The organism is Streptomyces sp. NBC_01320 (genome assembly GCF_035974375.1).
GTDB classification, from domain to species: domain Bacteria; phylum Actinomycetota; class Actinomycetes; order Streptomycetales; family Streptomycetaceae; genus Streptomyces; species Streptomyces yanii.
In genome coordinates this window covers 4,923,920-4,942,516 of the sequence record NZ_CP108390.1, presented here as the reverse complement: position 1 = coordinate 4,942,516, position 18,597 = coordinate 4,923,920, and the positions used below count along the sequence as shown (strand labels likewise).

General features: G+C 68.8%; 15 protein-coding genes and 1 pseudogene. 14 read left to right on the top strand and 2 right to left on the bottom strand.

Annotated features, from left to right (window positions below; all coding sequences use genetic code 11):
* Positions 1-120 precede the first annotated feature (120 nt).
* The 4 genes from OG395_RS22255 to OG395_RS22240 are packed head-to-tail and all read left to right on the top strand — an operon-like array spanning position 121 to position 4,195.
* Complete coding sequence (locus OG395_RS22255) at positions 121-1,053, top strand: ABC transporter permease (protein ID WP_327244527.1); 933 nt, start codon at positions 121-123, stop codon at positions 1,051-1,053.
* The gene (locus OG395_RS22250) at positions 1,046-1,990 is read left to right on the top strand and encodes an ABC transporter permease (RefSeq protein WP_327244526.1); all 945 of its coding nucleotides are present in this window, start codon (positions 1,046-1,048) and stop codon (positions 1,988-1,990) included. The genes OG395_RS22255 and OG395_RS22250 overlap by 8 nt, the downstream gene beginning before the upstream one ends.
* 11 nt (positions 1,991-2,001) lie before the next feature.
* On the top strand, positions 2,002-3,060 hold the full coding sequence (locus OG395_RS22245) for an ABC transporter ATP-binding protein (protein ID WP_327244525.1): 1,059 nt from the start codon (positions 2,002-2,004) through the stop codon (positions 3,058-3,060).
* Entirely contained in the window at positions 3,053-4,195 is a 1,143-nt protein-coding gene (locus OG395_RS22240) for an ABC transporter ATP-binding protein (protein WP_327244524.1), read from the top strand. The genes OG395_RS22245 and OG395_RS22240 overlap by 8 nt, the downstream gene beginning before the upstream one ends.
* A 307-nt stretch (positions 4,196-4,502) precedes the next feature.
* Here the strand turns inward: OG395_RS22240 and OG395_RS22235 are convergent.
* A pseudogene (locus OG395_RS22235) lies at positions 4,503-4,861 on the bottom strand (dipeptide/oligopeptide/nickel ABC transporter ATP-binding protein); the annotation flags it as partial.
* Between the two features lie 243 nt (positions 4,862-5,104).
* On the opposite strand from OG395_RS22235, the gene OG395_RS22230 reads away from it, so the two are divergent.
* From OG395_RS22230 to OG395_RS22205, 6 genes are all read left to right on the top strand, one after another.
* On the top strand, positions 5,105-6,730 hold the full coding sequence (locus tag OG395_RS22230) for a peptide ABC transporter substrate-binding protein (protein ID WP_327244523.1): 1,626 nt from the start codon (positions 5,105-5,107) through the stop codon (positions 6,728-6,730).
* A gap of 95 nt (positions 6,731-6,825) precedes the next feature.
* Positions 6,826-7,749: an ABC transporter permease gene (locus OG395_RS22225; protein WP_266981885.1), complete on the top strand. Its 924-nt coding sequence runs from the start codon at positions 6,826-6,828 to the stop codon at positions 7,747-7,749.
* A complete protein-coding gene (locus OG395_RS22220; protein WP_327244522.1) occupies positions 7,742-8,716 on the top strand; it encodes an ABC transporter permease in 975 nt (324 codons plus the stop codon). Before OG395_RS22225 ends, OG395_RS22220 begins: the two co-directional genes overlap by 8 nt.
* Positions 8,717-8,729: 13 nt before the next feature.
* A complete protein-coding gene (locus tag OG395_RS22215) occupies positions 8,730-9,707 on the top strand; it encodes an ABC transporter ATP-binding protein (protein WP_327244521.1) in 978 nt (325 codons plus the stop codon).
* Positions 9,697-10,887, top strand: a complete 1,191-nt coding sequence (locus OG395_RS22210) for an ABC transporter ATP-binding protein (protein WP_327244520.1) — start codon at positions 9,697-9,699, stop codon at positions 10,885-10,887. Before OG395_RS22215 ends, OG395_RS22210 begins: the two co-directional genes overlap by 11 nt.
* A gap of 216 nt (positions 10,888-11,103) precedes the next feature.
* Complete coding sequence (locus OG395_RS22205; protein ID WP_327244519.1) at positions 11,104-12,102, top strand: hypothetical protein; 999 nt, start codon at positions 11,104-11,106, stop codon at positions 12,100-12,102.
* Positions 12,103-12,241: 139 nt separating this feature from the next.
* On the opposite strand, the gene OG395_RS22200 is transcribed toward OG395_RS22205, so the two are convergent.
* Entirely contained in the window at positions 12,242-14,377 is a 2,136-nt protein-coding gene (locus OG395_RS22200) for an alpha/beta fold hydrolase (RefSeq protein ID WP_327244518.1), read from the bottom strand.
* A gap of 204 nt (positions 14,378-14,581) precedes the next feature.
* On the opposite strand from OG395_RS22200, the gene OG395_RS22195 reads away from it, so the two are divergent.
* From OG395_RS22195 to OG395_RS22180, 4 genes are all read left to right on the top strand, one after another.
* Complete coding sequence (locus OG395_RS22195; protein ID WP_266981873.1) at positions 14,582-14,776, top strand: hypothetical protein; 195 nt, start codon at positions 14,582-14,584, stop codon at positions 14,774-14,776.
* Positions 14,777-14,896: 120 nt separating this feature from the next.
* Positions 14,897-15,826: an N-acetyl-1-D-myo-inositol-2-amino-2-deoxy-alpha-D-glucopyranoside deacetylase gene (gene mshB / locus OG395_RS22190; protein WP_327244517.1), complete on the top strand. Its 930-nt coding sequence runs from the start codon at positions 14,897-14,899 to the stop codon at positions 15,824-15,826.
* Entirely contained in the window at positions 15,823-16,269 is a 447-nt protein-coding gene (locus OG395_RS22185; RefSeq protein WP_327244516.1) for a DUF6113 family protein, read from the top strand. Before mshB ends, OG395_RS22185 begins: the two co-directional genes overlap by 4 nt.
* 175 nt (positions 16,270-16,444) lie before the next feature.
* Entirely contained in the window at positions 16,445-18,559 is a 2,115-nt protein-coding gene (locus OG395_RS22180; RefSeq protein WP_327244515.1) for a hypothetical protein, read from the top strand.
* The last annotated feature ends 38 nt before the right edge of the window (positions 18,560-18,597 follow it).

The window sequence follows — 18,597 nt, the reverse complement described above, 5'->3', positions numbered from 1 at the left end:
TCCCACACCATCCTGCACGCCGTGGCCGGGGGGCCCTCCCACGACATCGATGACCTTACGAGGGGTCGATGACGGGGGAGGGCCCGTCGGTTGCCGCTTGCCTATTTACATGGAGGCACGATGGGGCGCTATGTCGCACGACGACTGCTCCAGATGATCCCGGTCTTCATCGGGACAACTCTGCTGATCTTCCTGATGGTCTACACCCTGCCCGGCGACCCCGTGCGGGGACTCTTCGGGGACAAGGGTGCCGACCCTGCCACCCTGGCCGCCATGCGGCACCAACTGGGGCTGGACCAACCGATCCTGCAGCAGTACTGGAATTACATGTCAGGCATCGTCCTGCATGGTGATTTCGGCACTCAGATAGCCAGCGGTCGCCCGGTCACGGACGTACTCGGTGACGCGTTCCCCGTCACCCTGCGACTGGCCGCCATGGCGTTCCTCATCGAGATCGTGCTCGGCATCGGCCTCGGCATGGTCGCCGGGCTGCGCGCCGGCCGCCTCGCGGACAACGTGGTCCTGGTCTTCACCCTGCTGATCATCTCGATCCCGGTCTTCGTTCTCGGCTTCATCATCAAGTCGGTGTTCGCGTTCCAGCTCAACTGGATCGCGCCGAACGTCTCGAACGAGGCGACGTGGAGCGAACTGATAGCACCGGCCATCGTGCTCGGGTCGCTCTCCCTCGCCTACGTGGCGCGACTGACGCGTACGACGATGGCCGAGAACCTGCGCTCGGACTACATGCGCACCGCCGTGGCCAAGGGACTTCCCAAGCGCCGCATCATCGGTGTGCACCTGATGCGCAACTCACTGATCCCCGTCATCACCTTCCTCGGCACCGACCTGGGTGCCCTGATGGGCGGCGCGGTCGTGACCGAGGGTCTGTTCAACGTGAAGGGCATCGGCGGCACCATCATGGAGTCGATCGTCCGACGCGAGGGCACCACCATGGTCGGTCTGGTCACCATCCTGGTGCTCGTCTACCTCTTCATGAGCCTCATCGTCGACCTGCTGTACGCGGTCCTGGACCCGAGGATCCGTTATGCCTGACGCGATCAAGACCGCACCCGCGACCGAAGACCCGAAGACCGCAGCCGCGGAGCCGGTGGCCGTGAAGGCCGAGAAGGCCCGCAGCCTCTGGGGCGACGCATGGATCGATCTGCGCTCCAACTGGTACTTCATCATCTCGTCCGTCCTCATCCTGATCCTGCTCGTGATGACGGCGTTCCCGGGCCTGTTCACCGGTGCCTCGCCGACCAAGGGCGACCTGGTGCACCACTTCCTGAGCAAGCCCGAGCTCAGCAAGGTCGGTTCGCCCGAGTGGCTGGGTTACGACCTTCAGGGCCGCAGTGTCTACGCGCGTACCATCTACGGCACCCGGGCCTCGGTGATCGTCGGTATCTCCGTCACCGCGCTGGTGACCGTGTTCGGCGGCCTGATCGGCATGCTGGGCGGATACTTCGGCGGCAAGGTCGACGCGCTTCTGTCCGGGTTCACCAACATCTTCCTCGGACTGCCCTTCCTGCTCGGCTCCATGGTGGTCCTGCAGGCGTTCGCCGACCGCACCGTCTGGGTCGTCATCCTTGCCCTCGCGTTCCTCGGCTGGACCCAGATCGCGCGTGTCATGCGCGGTGCCGTGATCACCATCAAGCAGGCGGACTACGTCCAGGCGGCCAGGGCTCTGGGAGCGGGCACGTCCCGGATCCTGTTCAGGCACATCCTGCCGAACGCCATGGCCCCGGTGATCGTCGTCGCGACCATCTCGCTGGGTGTCTACATCTCGGCCGAGGCGACCCTGTCCTACCTGGGTCTCGGGCTCGCCGACCCGACGATCTCGTGGGGCATCGACATCTCCGGTGGCCTCAGCCAGATCCGCGTCGCGCAGCACGTGCTGCTGTACCCGTCGATCATGCTCAGCATCACCGTTCTGGCGTTCATCATGCTCGGCGAAGCCGTCCGCAACGCCCTCGATCCGAAGTCGCGATAAGGAGGGCGAACGTGACCACCATCGACAAGACCGCCGAAGTCCCGTCCGCACGCTCGGGTGACGACCACGTCGGCCCGCTGCTCGAAGTCCGCGACCTGCACGTGGAGTTCCACACCCGCGACGGTGTGGCCAAGGCCGTCAACGGCGTCAACTACAGCGTGAACGCCGGAGAGACCCTCGCCGTGCTCGGCGAGTCCGGCTCCGGCAAGTCCGTGACGGCGCAGGCCATCATGGGCATCCTCGACATGCCGCCGGGCAAGATCCCGCAGGGCGAGATCTTCTTCCGCGGCCAGGACATGCTGAAGATGTCCTACGAGGAGCGCCGCCAGATCCGTGGCCAGAAGATCGCGATGATCTTCCAGGACGCGCTCTCCTCGCTGAACCCGGTACTCACCGTCGGCTACCAGCTCGGCGAGATGTTCCGGGTCCACCAGGGCCTGTCCAAGAAGGACGCGAAGGCCAAGGCCATCGACCTGATGGACCAGGTCAAGATCCCGGCCGCCGCGGCCCGGGTCTCGGACTACCCGCACCAGTTCTCCGGCGGTATGCGCCAGCGCATCATGATCGCCATGGCGCTGGCCCTGGAGCCGGACCTGATCATCGCGGACGAGCCGACCACCGCGCTCGACGTGACCGTCCAGGCCCAGGTGATGGACCTCCTCGCGGAGCTTCAGCGCGAGTACAACATGGGTCTGATCCTGATCACGCACGACCTCGGTGTCGTCGCGGACGTCGCGGACAAGATCGCCGTGATGTACGCGGGCCGGATCGTCGAGACCGCCCCGGTCCACGAGATCTACAAGCGCCCGGCGCACCCCTACACCAAGGGTCTGCTGGAGTCGATCCCGCGCCTGGACCAGAAGGGCCAGGAGCTCTTCGCGATCAAGGGTCTGCCGCCCAACCTGCTCCGCGTGCCCACGGGTTGTGCCTTCAACCCGCGCTGCACGATGGCGCAGGACATCTGCCGTACGGACATCCCGGACCTGAGCCCGGTGACCGAGCAGGACGGCACCGAGCTGGTCGGCCGCGGCAGCGCCTGCCACTTCTGGAAGGAGACGATCCATGGCTGACATCGACAAGGAGCCCGTGGACGCCACCCCGAACGTCACCGAAGTGGAGACGGTCGACGCCGCCACCGAGGCGGAGGCGGTCGCCGTCATCGAGGCGCCGGTAGCGCAGGGCGAACCGATCCTCCAGGTCCGCAACCTGGTCAAGCACTTTCCGCTGACCCAGGGCATCCTGTTCAAGAAGCAGGTCGGTGCGGTCAAGGCCGTGGACGGCATCTCGTTCGACCTGTACCAGGGCGAGACGCTCGGCATCGTGGGCGAGTCCGGCTGTGGTAAGTCCACCGTCGCCAAGCTCCTGATGACGCTGGAGCGGGCCACCGCGGGCGAGGTCTTCTACAAGGGCCAGGACATCACCAAGCTGTCCGGCCGTGCGCTGAAGGCCGTGCGCCGCAACATCCAGATGGTGTTCCAGGACCCGTACACCTCGCTGAACCCCCGCATGACGGTCGGCGACATCATCGGGGAGACCTTCGAGATCCACCCCGAGGTGGCTCCGAAGGGGGACCGGCGCCGGAAGGTCCAGGACCTGCTGGACGTCGTGGGTCTCAACCCGGAGTACATCAACCGGTACCCGCACCAGTTCTCCGGCGGCCAGCGCCAGCGCATCGGCATCGCCCGCGGCCTCGCGCTCAACCCGGAGATCATCATCTGCGACGAGCCGGTCTCCGCGCTCGACGTGTCGGTGCAGGCGCAGGTCATCAACCTGATGGAGAAGCTCCAGGACGAGTTCAACCTCTCCTACATCTTCATCGCGCACGACCTGTCGATCGTCCGGCACATCTCCGACCGGGTCGGCGTCATGTACCTCGGCAAGATGGCCGAGATCGGTACGGACACGCAGATCTACGACCACCCGACGCACCCCTACACCCAGGCGCTGCTGTCGGCGGTCCCGGTTCCGGACCCGGATGCCCGCGAGCGCCGCGAGCGGATCATCCTCAGCGGTGACGTCCCGTCGCCGGCGAACCCGCCGTCGGGCTGCCGCTTCCGCACCCGCTGCTGGAAGGCGGAGGACAAGTGCGCCACGGAGATGCCGCTGCTGGCGATCCCCGAGCGCTTCAAGTCCTCGGACACCCCGGCCGCGCATGAGTCGGCCTGCCACTTCGCCGAGGAGAAGGACGTCGTCGGCGCGGCGTGATCCTGCCTCGACAGGCATACATCGACAGGGCGCCCGGAACACGGTTCCGGGCGCCCTGTCGTGTGCCCGCGCAGTCACTCCGGGCGGTCCCGGCAGGCGTATGTCCAGGTGCCGGACGCCGATGGGTTGTTGCTTCCTCCGGACGGACGGACTGCCGCCCGTTTCGGACGAAGGCCGTACCCCCGCGTGATGCGGGGGCGCGGGCCTTCGCCGACCCGGGAACCCGGGGGCTCAGGGAGTTCTTGTCGAGCTCGGGGCCGTCGGAGGCGGTACGCGCCTGCGGGACGTCCGGGGCGGTACCGGAGGCCTCCGGACGGTGACAGGCCGTCAGAGGCTGTCACGGCTGCCCGTCACCTGTACCGGCGGCGGTGCCTCGCTCACGCACCTGCCCTTGGCCTTCCAGCAGCGGGCACGGCGGACAGCACCGCGCTCGTGTACGGGCGGCGCGGGTTGCCCCACTGGTCCTCGCGGTCCGCGATTTCCACGATCCGGCCGAGGTACATCACCGCGACGCGCTGCGAGAAGTGGCGCACGATGACCAGGTCCGATCGGCTTCGGCTCCGGGGCAGGCGCGCGGGCCACCCCGACGTGCTACCGCTGACCGCCGGAGAACTCGTGAGGGAAGCGGTCGTCGTGCTCCGGATCGAGCCCCACGATCTCCAGCAGTCGGGTGGACCCGATCAAACAAATGCGGGGCGTCCTCCGGCTGCACGGCGCCTTCGCGGAATGGGGCAAACGGATCGGATCGGGCGGCCGTGTCCGATCCCTGGTCCGTCTCTTTCGTTGTGCGGGGGCATCCGGCCGTTCCGGTGACGGCGTACCACGGACGGTCGTAGTGCTGATGCGTTGATCTGTTGATGAGGTGATATTTGGCTCTACGTGTGATGAGGACCGATAAGGAGGCTTTCCATGCGCGGAGCCACACAAGCCAAGTGGGCTGCTTGCGCAGTTGCCGTTGCCCTGACGGCGACGGCCTGCGGCGGGGGCGGCGGTGGTGGCAGTGGCGCCAATGGGATGGTGAGCTCCTCGTGGGGTGACCCGCAGAACCCGCTCGAGCCCGCCAACACCAATGAGGTGCAGGGCGGCAAAGTCCTCGACATGGTCTTCCGGGGGCTGAAGAAGTACGACCCGAAGACCGGTGCGGCCACGAACATGCTGGCCGAAAAGATCGAGTCCACCGACTCGCAGAACTTCACCATCACTCTGAAGGACGGCTGGATCTTCAGCAACGGCGAGAAGGTCACGGCGCACTCGTTCGTGGACGCCTGGAACTACGGCGCCCTGCTGAAGAACAATCAGAAGAACGCCTATTTCTTCGGCTACATCGACGGCTACGACAAGGTCCACCCGAACACCGGCAACGCCTCCGCGGCCACGCTCTCCGGCCTCAAGGTCGTCGACCCGAAGACCTTCACGGTCAAGCTGTCGCAGAAGTTCTCGCTCTGGCCGGACACCCTCGGCTACCCGGCCTTCGCACCCCTGCCGAAGGCCTTCTTCACCGACCACGCCGCCTGGTTGTCCAAGCCCGTCGGCAACGGCCCGTACACCATCGAGAACTACACCAAGGGCTCCTCGATGAGCCTGCGCAAGTGGGACGGTTACCCCGGGGACGACAAGGCGCAGAACGGCGGCATCGATCTCAAGGTCTACACGGACAACAACACGGCCTACACCGACCTGGTCGCGGGCAATCTCGACCTCGTCGACGACGTGCCGGCCTCGCAGCTGAAGAACGTCAAGGCGGACGTCGGCGGCCGCTACATCAACACCCCGGCCGGCATCATCCAGACGATCGCCTTCCCCTTCTACGACAAGAAGTGGGACACCCCCGGAGGCATCAAGGTCCGGCAGGGCCTGTCGATGGCGATCAACCGGGACCAGATCACCAGCCAGATCTTCCAGAAGACCCGCACCCCCGCCTCCGACTGGACCTCCCCGGTCCTCGGCGAGGAGGGCGGCTTCAAGAAGGGGCTCTGTGGTGCCCCGTGCGAGTACAACGCGGCGGACGCCAAGAAGCTGGTCCAGGAGGGCGGCGGGATCCCCGGCGGCCAGCTGAAGATCTCGTACAACGCGGACACCGGCTCGCACAAGGAGTGGGTCGACGCCGTCTGCAACAGCATCAACAAGGCGCTGGGCAACAACAAGGCCTGCGTCGGCGCCCCGGTCGGCACCTTCGCCGACTTCCGCAGCCAGGTCTCTCAGCAGAAGCTGACCGGACCCTGGCGCGCGGGCTGGCAGATGGACTACCCGCTGATCCAGAACTTCCTGCAGCCGACCTACTACACCAACGCCTCGTCCAACGACGGCAAGTGGAGCAACAAGCAGTTCGACTCCCTGATCGACAAGGCCAACGCCGAGTCCGACAAGGCCAAGGCCGTCTCCACGTTCCAGGACGCGGAGAGGGTCCTCGCCGATCAGATGCCCGTCATCCCGCTCTGGTACCAGAACGGCAGCGCCGGCTACTCGGACCGGATCACCAACGTCTCGCTGAACCAGTTCAGCGTCCCGGTGTACGAGGAGATCAAGGTCAAGTAGGACCCGGAAGCCGGGTGGCCGGTGTACTCCCCGCACCGGCCACCCGGCTTCCCCATCCCCGAGCAACTGCCCCCCCGCGACCCCCGGAGCCCCTCATGGGACGTTATGTGATCCGGCGGCTGCTGCAGATGATCCCGGTCTTCTTCGGCACCACGCTGTTGATCTTCCTCATGGTGAACGTGATGGGTGACCCCATTGCGGGTCTCTGCGGCGAGCGCCAGTGCGATCCTGCGACCGCCGCCCAACTCCGCAAGGAATTCGGCCTCGATAAGCCGGTCTGGCAGCAGTACGTCACCTACATGGGCAATGTCTTCACCGGCGACTTCGGCACCGCGTTCAACGGCCAGAAGGTCACCGAGCTGATGGCCACCGCCTTCCCCATCACCATTCGGCTCACCGTCATCGCGATCGTCTTCGAAGTCGTCATCGGCATCAGCCTCGGCGTCGTCACCGGTCTGCGCCGCGGCCGCCCCGTCGACACCACTGTGCTGATCCTGACCCTGGTCGTCATCTCCGTCCCGACCTTCGTCACCGGTCTGCTGCTCCAGCTCCTCCTCGGCGTGAAATGGGGGATCATCGATCCGTCCGTCTCTTCGGAGGCGCCGTTCAACGAACTCCTCGTCCCTGGGCTCGTCCTCGCCTCGGTCTCCCTGGCGTACGTCACCCGGCTCACCCGGACCTCGATCGCCGAGAACGCCCGCGCCGACTACGTCCGCACCGCCGTCGCCAAGGGCCTCCCCAGGCGCCGGGTCGTCATCCGGCATCTGCTGCGCAACTCTCTGATCCCCGTCGTCACCTTCATCGGTACGGATGTGGGCGCCCTGATGGGCGGGGCGATCGTCACCGAGCGCATCTTCAACATCCACGGCGTCGGCTACCAGCTCTACCAGGGCATCCTGCGTCAGAACTCCCAGACCGTCGTCGGGTTCGTCACCATCCTGGTCCTCGTCTTCCTGGCGGCCAACCTGATCGTCGACCTCCTGTACGCCGTACTCGACCCGAGGATCCGCTATGCCTGAGCAGACCCCGGACGAAGCGATCTCTGCGGGAGGAGCGGGTGCGGGCATGGACCTCGCCATCGAGGAAGGGGAGACCCTGGAGAAGACCCCGGGCGGCCCCGAAGGGACCGGGCCGGCGGAGAAACCCCGCAGTCTCTGGTCCGACGCCTGGCGCGACCTGCGCCGCAACCCGGTCTTCATCATCTCCACCCTGATCATCCTCTTCCTGGTGATCATCTCGATCTGGCCGTCGCTGATCACGAACCAGGACCCGCTCAACTGCGACCTGGGCAAGGCTCAGGAGGGCTCACAGCCCGGCCACCCGTTCGGCTTCGACGGGCAGGGCTGCGACGTCTACACCCGTACGGTCTACGGGGCCAGGGCCTCCGTCACCGTAGGTGTCTGCGCCACCCTCGGAGTCTCGCTCCTCGGCGGCATCCTGGGCGGTTTCGCCGGCTTCTTCGGCGGCTGGTCGGACTCGATCCTCTCCCGTCTCACCGACGTGTTCTTCGGCATCCCGGTCGTCCTCGGCGGCCTGGTCTTCCTCTCCGTGGTGCCCGGCTCCACCGTCTGGCCGGTGATCGGCTTCATCGTTCTGCTGGGCTGGCCGCAGATCGCCCGTATCGCACGTGGCTCGGTCATCACCGCCAAACAGAACGACTACGTCCAGGCGGCCCGAGCGCTCGGCGCCTCCAACTCCCGGATCATGCTCCGCCACATCGCCCCCAACGCGGTCGCCCCCGTGATCGTCGTCGCGACCATCGCCCTCGGTACGTACATCTCTCTGGAGGCGACCCTCTCGTTCCTCGGCGTCGGCCTGAAACCGCCGGCCGTCTCCTGGGGCATCGACATCTCCGCAGCGGCCAACTACATCCGCAACGCCCCGCACATGCTGCTCTGGCCGGCCGGAGCGCTGGCGATCACCGTGCTCGCCTTCATCATGCTCGGCGACGCGGTGCGCGACGCCCTCGACCCCAAGCTGCGCTGAGGAGCCCGCTGCCATGTTGCTCGAAGTGCGCGATCTGCACGTGGAGTTCCACACCCGGGACGGTGTGGCCAAGGCCGTCAACGGGGTCAACTACTCGGTGGCCGAGAGCGAGACGCTCGCCGTGCTCGGCGAGTCCGGGTCCGGCAAGTCGGTCACCGCGCAGGCGATCATGGGGATCCTCGACATGCCGCCCGGGAGGATCAGCGGCGGCGAGATCCTCTTCAAGGGCCGCGATCTGCTGAAACTGAAGGCGGAGGAGCGCCGGAAGGTCCGCGGTCAGCAGATGGCCATGATCTTCCAGGACGCCCTGTCCTCCCTCAACCCCGTGCTCAGCGTGGGGGAGCAGCTCGGCGAGATGTTCGTGGTGCACCGAGGGATGTCCCGCAAGGACGCCAAGCTGAAGGCCGTCGAGCTGATGGACCGGGTCCGCATCCCCGCCGCGAAGGAACGGGTCGGGAACTACCCGCACCAGTTTTCCGGCGGCATGCGCCAGCGCATCATGATCGCCATGGCGCTGGCGTTGGAACCGTCGCTGATCATCGCGGACGAACCCACCACCGCCCTCGATGTGACCGTCCAGGCCCAGGTGATGGACCTCCTCGCCGAGCTCCAGCGGGAGCTCCACATGGGCCTCATCCTGATCACCCACGATCTGGGCGTGGTCGCCGATGTCGCCGACTACATCGCCGTGATGTACGCGGGCCGGATCGTCGAGTCGGCCCCCGTCCACGAGATCTACAAGGCGCCCGCCCACCCGTACACCAAGGGCCTGCTCCAGTCGATTCCGCGGCTGGACCAGAAGGGCCAGGAGCTGTACGCCATCAAGGGACTGCCGCCCAACCTTCTGCACATCCCGCCCGGCTGCGCCTTCAATCCGCGCTGCCCGATGGCCCAGGAGATCTGCCGAGGCGAGGTGCCGCCGCTGTTCGAGGTGGCCCAACACCGTGAGAGCGCCTGCTACTTCTGGAAGGAGACGCTCGATGCGCGCTGAACAGGGGAGCATCCGCGCGGGCGGCGAACCCATCCTGGAGGTCATCGACCTCGTCAAGCACTACCCGCTGACCCAGGGCATCCTGATCAAGAAGCAGGTCGGTGCGGTCAAGGCGGTCGACGGTGTCTCGTTCGAGCTGGCCGCGGGCGAGACCCTCGGGATCGTGGGGGAGTCCGGCTGCGGCAAGTCGACCGTCGCCAAGATGCTCGTCCACCTGGAACAGCCGACGTCCGGCGCGATCAAGTACAAGGGCGAGGACATCACCAAGTTGGCCGGGCGTGCGTTGAAGGCCGTGCGGCGCAACATCCAGATGGTGTTCCAGGACCCGTACACCTCGCTCAATCCGCGGATGACGGTCGGCGACATCATCGGGGAGCCGTACGAGATCCACCCCGAGGTCGCGCCCAAGGGCGAGCGGCGGCGCAAGGTGCAGGACCTGCTCGATGTCGTGGGTCTCAACCCGGAGTACATCAACCGCTATCCGCACCAGTTCTCCGGCGGCCAGCGTCAGCGCATCGGCATCGCCCGCGGGCTGGCCCTCAACCCCGAGATCATCGTCGCCGACGAACCGGTCTCGGCCCTCGACGTCTCCGTACAGGCCCAGGTCATCAACCTGCTCGACCGGCTGCAGGCGGAGTTCAACCTGAGTTACGTCTTCATCGCGCACGACCTCTCGATCGTCCGGCACATTTCCGACCGGGTCGGCGTGATGTATCTGGGCAGGCTCGCCGAGATCGGTACGGACGAGCAGATCTACGATCACCCCACGCACCCGTACACGCAGGCCTTGCTGTCCGCGGTGCCGGTGCCGGACCCGATGGCGCGCGAGTACCGCGAGCGGATCATCCTGCACGGCGACGTGCCGTCCCCGGCCAACCCGCCGTCGGGCTGCCGCTTCCGCACCCGCTGCTGGAAGGCGCAGGAGCGGTGCGCGCTGGAGGTGCCGCTGCTCGCGGTCCCGGCGGTCTTCCGGCTGACGGAAACTGCGGCCGCACACGATTCTGCGTGCCACTTCGCGGAGGAGAAGCAGGTGGTGCCGCCGGAGGTACCGGAGACGGAGCCGGTGGAGCCCGGGGCACCGGAGGAGCCGGGCGGGCCCGGTGAACCGGCTGCGTCCGACGACGCCGCGGGCAAGGGCGACGGGCCGGCACCCCCGTCCGGAGGCGCGCACGCCGACTGACCGCCGCCGGGAACGCAACCCCGGATTCGTTAACGCACGGGCAACTTGACCGTCGCACGTCCGATATACGAACGCATCACCATGGACAACGTACGGCCGTGCGGGTGCCGTGAACCGGTCGGGGGGCTGTCATGTCCCTCCGGCCGGTTACCCGGTTCAACCGGGGTGCCGGCGTCCCCCTTGGCGGGTGACCGGGCCCGGTGGAGTATCGCAGGCGTGATACTCACGCGCGGGGCACGCGTCACCGGGGCAGTCCTGTGCGCTGTGCTCGCGGTGACCGTCGCGGGCTGGCTGGTGCGGGATGTCAGGGCCGTCGGACATCCTGGCGAACTGTGGCGGTACTGGGCCGGCTACGTCGACGCACGACCGAAGCTGAGCACCGGCACGTCGCCGATCGATGTGGCGATGCTCGTGGTGTACACGGTTGCCGGGGTCGCCGCTCTGCGGTCCTCGGTGGCCGCAGCCGCACTGGTCGCCACCGGAGTGGCCACTGTCGCGCTGCGACTGCCCGGGGTCTGGAACATCGGCGTCGACGGGATGGACGCCCGATTTCCCCACGAACTCCGCACCCGCGCCCTGATCTGCGCCTTCGTGGCCCTCGCGGCCGGGCTCGCGCTGATCGTCACCGCGGGTGCGGGCCGCAGGCCGCCGCGGGACTTCTACGATCGGCCGCCCACCCGGCCCGGCCGGGGTGCCTCCGTCACGACGTTCCTGCTGCTGGGAGCTTCGGGAGCGGTGGTGATCGCCTGGGAGATCCGCCAGGCCGTCACGTACCCCTCCAGGTACCCCGAGTGGGTCGTGGGCGGGGGCTCCCTCACCGAGCCCCTGACCGACCCTCCGCCGGGATGGGGCAGCGCCGTGGCGGCGCTGCTCTGTCTCTTCGCGGGGATCAGCGCCCTCTCCCGTGCGGTGCACGCCCGGCCGTTCGGCATGATCGCCGCCGGGCTGCTGCTGCCCGGCGGAATCATTGGAATCGCCCGTGTGCTGCACTTCGAGCTGCTCGACCACTTCGGGAAGCTGCCGACCGAGGGCCGGCTCACGGTACTGACGTGGTTCTTCGAAACGACCGCCGGAGTGGTGGTGCTGCTGGCCATGGCCTGCAGAGGCTTCCCTGACAGCGCCCCCGCTCCCACTGCCCAGGACTGGCGCCACGGCTACCCGCAGCCCGATGTGTTCGGGCCTCCGCCGCCCTCCCAGCCCCCACCGGGCTGGTAGCCCGCCCGACCGGCAGAAGCCGTCGAGGGTCTCCCCCCGGCCCTTGGGGCCCGGGGGAGACCGAGGACGGAGCGCCCGACCAGTGCCGCGACCGGGCGTGCCGGGCGGTGCGACGGGACAAAGCGTGCCGGGAGGGGCACTAGGCCCTGTCCAGCCCCAGCGCCCGCTTCAGGAAGTCCACCTGCAACAGGAGCAGATTCTCCGCAACCTGCTCCTGCGGAGTCATGTGCGTGACCCCGCTCAGCGGCAGTACCTCATGCGGCCGCCCGGCCGAGAGCAGCGCCGACGACAGTCGCAGCGAGTGCGCGACCACCACGTTGTCGTCCGCCAGCCCGTGGATGATCATCATCGGTCGGACCTGGTCCGCGGCCTCGGACAGCCCCTCGTCGGTGAGAAGCGAGTTGTACGCGTACACCTCGGGCTGCTCGACCGGATCGCCGAGATAGCGCTCGGTGTAGTGCGTGTCGTACAGCCGCAGATCCGTCACCGGCGCACCCACCACTGCCGCATGGAAGACGTCCGGCCGCCGGAGCGCGGCCATGGCCGCCAGGTATCCGCCGTACGACCAGCCGCGGATCGCCACCTTGGAGAGATCCAGCGGGAACCTTTCGGCGAGTGCGTGCAGCGCGTCCACCTGGTCGTCGAGGCTGAGGGCGAAATTGTTCTTGACCGCCTTCTCCCAGCCGGGTGAGCGCCCCGGTGCGCCCCGGCCGTCCGCGACGACGACCGCGAAGCCCTGATCGGCGAACCACTGCGACGTCAGGTGCGGATTGTGGGCGGCAAGGACCCGTCGCCCGTGCGGTCCACCGTACGGATCCATCAGCACCGGAAGCGGACCATCTGATTCCTGATAGTCGGTGGGGAGCAGCACGGCGCACGGAATCCGCTGTGCGCCCCCCTCGGTGAACTTCACCCGGGCCGTCAGAACCGGCTCCTCCGCGTGGTTCGCGACCGTCGCGACCTGCTTGCCGCTCCGGAGCACCCGCACCTCCGTGCCGGGCCGCTCCGGCGACGCCGAGACCAGCACGGTCACCTCGCCCGCCCGGACCGCGGAGTGCACCCCCGCCCCCTCGGAGACCCGCTCCACACCCAGCTCGTTGACCCGGTAGACATGGCTCTGCCCGATCTCCGGCTCCGCCGCGTCCTCGCCTGCCGAAGCCGACACCAGGACGTCCGACTCGCCGATGTCCAGGACTGCCTGGATCTGCAACTGCGCCCCGGTCAGCGGCCGGTCGCCGACCGCGAGGACCCGAGCCCCGCCCTCGTCCACGATCCGCACGAGCCGCCCGTCCGGCGCCCACGCCGGCACCCCGGGGAACAGGTCCAGCCACACCGGGTCCTCGTCGACGTGAACCGTCCGCGTCGCACCGCTCTCCGTGTCCACCGCGAGGAAGAGCTGACTGCGCTGGTCACGGGCCTGCACCAGGATCAGCGGGGCGCCGTCCGACGACCAGTGCACCTGTGCCAGATACGGATACCGGCCCCGGTCCCACACCACTTCGGTACGGGCCCCGTCCAGGTCCGTCACCAGGAGCCGCACCTCTGCGTTGGGCGTCCCCGCCGCCGGGTACGCGACCTCGGTGGGCTTGCGGTCCGGGTGCGCCGGGTCGGCGATCCACCACCGCTTCACCGCACTGTCGTCGACTCTTGCGACCAGCAGCCGGTCCGACTCCGGCGACCACCAGAAGCCGCGCGAGCGGTGCATCTCCTCGGCCGCGATGAACTCCGCGAGACCGTACGAGATGTGCGCGTCCTCGGGCTCCGCGAGCGCCCGGTCCCCGTCACCCTCCGCCCCCACGACGCGCAGTGCGCCCTTCGACACGTACGCGACATGGCGCCCGTCGGGCGACGGACGCGGGTCAAGCACCGGGCCCGGTACCGGCAGCGCGCGGGCCGTCCCGGCCCGCAACTCGGCGACGTACACCTTCCCGGAGAGCGCGAACGCCGCCAACTCGGCCGCGGAGTCGACCGCATAGCCGACGATCCCCGCAGACCCCTCGCGGCTCCGCTCGCGCCGCGCCCGCTCCTGTGGGGACAGCTTCTCCGACGAACCGCCCAGCAGCGCCGCGGGGTCGGCGACGAGCCGCTCCTTCGGCGTGGAACCGTCCGCCAGGTCCAGCACCCACAGCCGGTTGATCCGGTCCGTGCCGGAGGCCGACCGCAGGAAGATCACCCGCTCCCCATCCGGAGAGACGGTGAACGCCCGCGGGGCGCCGAGGGTGAACCGCTGTGTTCTGGCGTGCTGACGGGGAAACGAGAGCTTCTGCGAGGTCATACCCCCGAACCCTAGGGCCTGATCGGAGTGAGAAACGCGGAACGGGACATAGCGCCCGACCGTCCGGTCGTGCGCCCCTCGTGCTGCTGTGCCCCGATCAATGCGGTGGCACGGATAGTTATGATCCGTAGCGCTCGGTGGGTATGAACCTGCTGGCTCCATGTGTGCTGCCCGTCCCGACCGTACTGATGGAGGTGAACCGCCGTGGCACTCTCGATTTCGGCGGTAGTGCTGCTGGCGATCGTCGTCTTCCTGCTGATCCGGAAATCCGGACTGAAGGGCGGACATGCGGTGGTCTGCATGCTGCTCGGTTTCTATCTCGCGAGTTCGTCCATCGCACCGACCATCTCGGAGCTGACCACGAATGTGGCCGGCATGATCGGCGACATCAAGTTCTGATCCGGGTCCAGTCCTTCGGGTCATGCCGGGCTCGCGGGGGGTCCGGCACGCGCAGCTGCGACGGGTCCCGGCCCCCGCCGTGGTCGGCCCCCAGGGCAGTCGGCTCGTAGGGTGGGTCCCATGACGGACCTTCCCGCCCGTCGTCTGCTCCTGGTGCATGCGCACCCCGACGACGAGTCGATCAACAACGGCGCCACCATGGCCCTGTACGCGGCCCAGGGCGCCCGGGTCACGCTGGTGACCTGCACGCGCGGCGAGGAGGGCGAGGTCATCCCGCCCGAACTCGCCCATCTCGCGGCCGATCGGGACGACACCCTTGGTGACCACCGCATAGGTGAACTCGAGGCCGCGATGAAGGAGCTCGGGGTCACCGACCACCGTTTCCTCGGCGGACCCGGACGGTTCCGCGATTCCGGAATGATGGGTGCCGAGCAGAATCACCGCCCCGGCGCCTTCTGGAACACGGACGTGGACGAGGCCGCCGGGTACCTCGTGGAGGTGATCCGCTCGGTACGCCCCCAGGTCCTCGTCACCTACGACCCCGACGGCGGGTACGGGCACCCCGACCACATCCAGGCGCACCGCGTCGCGATGCGTGCCGCGGACCTGGCAGCCGACCCCGCGTACCGCAGCGGACCCGGTGCCCCGCACGCCATCGACAAGATCTACTGGAACCGGGTGCCGCGCTCCGTCGCCGAGCGGGCCTTCGCGCGGCTGCGCTCGACGGCCCCCGACGCCTTCCCGGGGATCGCCGCGATCGACGACGTACCGGGTGTGGTGAACGACACCCGGATCACCGCGGAGATCGACGGTGCCGCCCACGCGGCGGCCAAGACGGCGGCGATGCGGGCACACCGCACCCAGATCGCCGTGGACGGCCCGTTCTTCGCCCTCTCGAACGATCTGGGGCAGCCCGTCTTCACCACCGAGTACTACGAGTTGGTGCGTGGAACGTCCGGAGCGCCCGCGGGTGCACGGGAGCACGATCTCTTCACGGGCGTACCGGGTACGGGGGACGTGCCGGGGGCTGAGTCGGGAGTACGGTCATGAGCAGCGGCAAGCAGCGCCGACCCCGAGCCGACTCTCCGCCCCGGGAGCCCGTGCCCACCGGTCTCGCCGCACCCCTGAACCCGGGCCGTATCGGGGCCTACCTGGGCCTCGCGGTTCTCGGCGCGCTCGTCGGGCTCGCGGGAGCGTTCGTCCAAGCCGCCTGGTTCCCGGGTGGTTTGCTGCTCGCACTGGTGGCCTGCGCCGGACTGTTCTACGGGGGCCGCATCCTCATCGGGACCCAGATCGGCGCCCTCGCGCCCGCCGCGGGCTGGCTGATTTCGGTCATCGTTCTGCTCGGCGGACGGCCGGAGGGCGACTACGTCTTCGGCGACGAACTGGGGCTCACCCTCTTCATGCTGGGGGGGATGGCCGTCGCTGTGATGTGTGCCACCATGTCGCGGTCGCCCCAACAAGGCGCCGACAACGGCCGACCTGGCAAGTAATGTGCCACGTCCGATCCCGTAATGCCCCCTGTCCGTCGGGGAGGCGCACCGTCGTTTCCCCCGGTCGCGGGGTGTCTGTCGGTGGCGGCCAGTATGGTGGTTCGCGCGCCGAGCCGTCCCCTGGCCTGCGGCACGGGGGAAGTACGGGCGGCGGAGCCAATCGGGAGAACCTGCTTTGAGTCGTGAAACTGACAGTTCGTCCACCGGCCCCCAGGGGCGCGGGGGAGCCGCGTATCCCTCGGGTACGCCGCCGTACGGATCACGCCAGTATCCGTCGCTGCACCCTTCGCAGGACGCCCCGGAGGAGACCCCGGAGCCTGCGGATCCACCTCAGTCCGAAGAGCCGAGGACCGAGACGACGCTGACGACGCGTATCCGGATCAACATCCCCGGCTCGCGGCCCATCCCGCCGGTCGTGATGCGTACGCCGATGGGCGATGCCGACGCGGACGCCGCGCGTGAGCGCACGGGCAGCACACCGCGCCCGGGCGCACCCGAGTCCGGCGGTACGCCGGGCGGATCGGGCAAGCCGGGCGCATCGGGCGGACAAGCCACCAACGCGAGAGACGGCTCCGCGACCGCGGACCCGAGCGCCGAGAAGCCGGCCAGGGAGAAGAGCGGCAGCGACTGGTTCGCCCCGCGCAAGGCACCGACGAACACGTCGGTGGTCGACGCCGCGGCCGGGCCGGCCGGCAGCGCCGCTGCCGGATCCGCCGGTGCGGACGGGGGTGCCGGATCCGGTGCTCCCACCCCGCCGCGCGCCGATCTGCCGTTCTTCTCGGACGGCCCGCAGCGCACCGGCGACCAGGGCGCGCCCCGCCCCGGCGACGACTCCGCGGTCCCGGGCGGGCCGCGTGCCACGCCGAATCTCGGTGTGCGTACGCCGGGTCCGTCCGGCCCGACGACCGGCCCGGTCACCGGCACCTCGTCCCTGGCTCCCCGCCTCGGCGGACCGGACGGCTTCGGCCCCGGCCCGGCAGGTCCGGGTGCGGGCCAGGCGCGTCCCGGCGGACCGTCCGCTCCCGGCACCCCCGGTGGCGTACCCCCGCGGATGTCCGACGACACGGCCGTCCTCACACCGCAGTTCGCACCGCCCGGCCCCGGCGGTCATGTCTCGGGGGAGACGCTCAACAGCGGTATCCCTGTCGTCCCGCCGGAGCACCGCTCGCCGTCCGCCCCGTCCCTGTTCCCGAACGCGGGCGGCCCCGCGGGTCCGGGTTCGCGCGCCGACCTGCCGCCCCGAGGCCCGAACGACCCGATGGGCAGCGGACCGGCAGGACCGGGCGGCCCCGCCGCCCAGGCGTCCGCCCCCGCCCGCCCTGCCCCGGCCCCGGCGAAGAAGAAGGGCCGCTCGAAGCCGGTCCTGCTCGGCGCGGGCGTCGTCGTCCTGGCCGGTGTCGCCTACGGCGCGGGGCTGTTGATGAACCACTCCGAGGTCCCCAAGGGCACCACCGTCCTCGGCGTCGACATCGGCGGCGGCACGAAGGAGCAGGCCGTCGCCAAGCTGGACGCGGCTCTCGGCGAGCGCGCCAAGACCCCCCTCCAGCTCTCCGTCGACGGCAAGAACGAGAAGCTCGCCCCGGAGAAGGCCGGTCTCGCGCTGGACAGCGTGGAGACCGTGCGCGGCGCTGCGGGCAGCGACTACAACCCGGTCTCGGTGATCGGCTCCCTCTTCGGCGCCGAGCGCAAGGCCGACCCGGTGATCCCGGTCGACGAGGAGAAGCTCGGGGTCGCGCTGACGGACCTGGCGGGCGTGTCCGGCTCCGCCAACGACGGCACGATCAAGTTCGAGCCGGGCAAGGCCGTCGCGGTCCCCGGCAAGGTGGGCAAGGCGCTGGACGTCAACAGGTCGATGATCTCGGTACGGGACGCGTACCGCGCCCAGGTGCAGACGGGCAAGGCGGCCACGGTCCAACTGCCGGTCACCACCCGCCAGCCCACCATTGCCCAGGCCGAACTGGACCGGGCGATGAAGGACTTCGCGAAGCCCGCGATGTCCGGCCTGATCACGATCAAGGCAGGGCCCAAGCAGATCCAGTTCGGACCGGCGAAGTCGCTGCCGCAGATCCTCTCGATGAAGGCGGTCGACGGCCGGCTGGTCGAGGTCTACAACAAGACCGCGATCGACACCCTCTGCGACGGCGTCTTCGACGGCATCATGATCACCAAGGGTGACGGCAAGAAGCACCAGCTCAGTGCGGACGACGTGGCACACGCCATGCAGACCGCGCTGCTCGGCAAAACCCCCACCGAGCGCACCGCCACCATCGCCCTCGACGGCAACGGATAGCACCACCGAAGCACGGATCCCGATGACGCCGCCCCTGT

Excerpts from the sequence above, each read along its gene's own strand:
- OG395_RS22255 (WP_327244527.1), top strand. The coding sequence starts at position 121 with ATGGGGCGCTATGTCGCACGACGACTGCTCCAGATGATCCCGGTCTTC.
- OG395_RS22250 (WP_327244526.1), top strand. The coding sequence starts at position 1,046 with ATGCCTGACGCGATCAAGACCGCACCCGCGACCGAAGACCCGAAGACC.
- OG395_RS22240 (WP_327244524.1), top strand. The coding sequence starts at position 3,053 with ATGGCTGACATCGACAAGGAGCCCGTGGACGCCACCCCGAACGTCACC.
- OG395_RS22230 (WP_327244523.1), top strand. The coding sequence starts at position 5,105 with ATGCGCGGAGCCACACAAGCCAAGTGGGCTGCTTGCGCAGTTGCCGTT.
- OG395_RS22225 (WP_266981885.1), top strand. The coding sequence starts at position 6,826 with ATGGGACGTTATGTGATCCGGCGGCTGCTGCAGATGATCCCGGTCTTC.
- OG395_RS22220 (WP_327244522.1), top strand. The coding sequence starts at position 7,742 with ATGCCTGAGCAGACCCCGGACGAAGCGATCTCTGCGGGAGGAGCGGGT.
- OG395_RS22215 (WP_327244521.1), top strand. The coding sequence starts at position 8,730 with ATGTTGCTCGAAGTGCGCGATCTGCACGTGGAGTTCCACACCCGGGAC.
- OG395_RS22210 (WP_327244520.1), top strand. The coding sequence starts at position 9,697 with ATGCGCGCTGAACAGGGGAGCATCCGCGCGGGCGGCGAACCCATCCTG.
- OG395_RS22200 (WP_327244518.1), bottom strand. The coding sequence starts at position 14,377 with ATGACCTCGCAGAAGCTCTCGTTTCCCCGTCAGCACGCCAGAACACAG.
- mshB (WP_327244517.1), top strand. The coding sequence starts at position 14,897 with ATGACGGACCTTCCCGCCCGTCGTCTGCTCCTGGTGCATGCGCACCCC.
- OG395_RS22185 (WP_327244516.1), top strand. The coding sequence starts at position 15,823 with ATGAGCAGCGGCAAGCAGCGCCGACCCCGAGCCGACTCTCCGCCCCGG.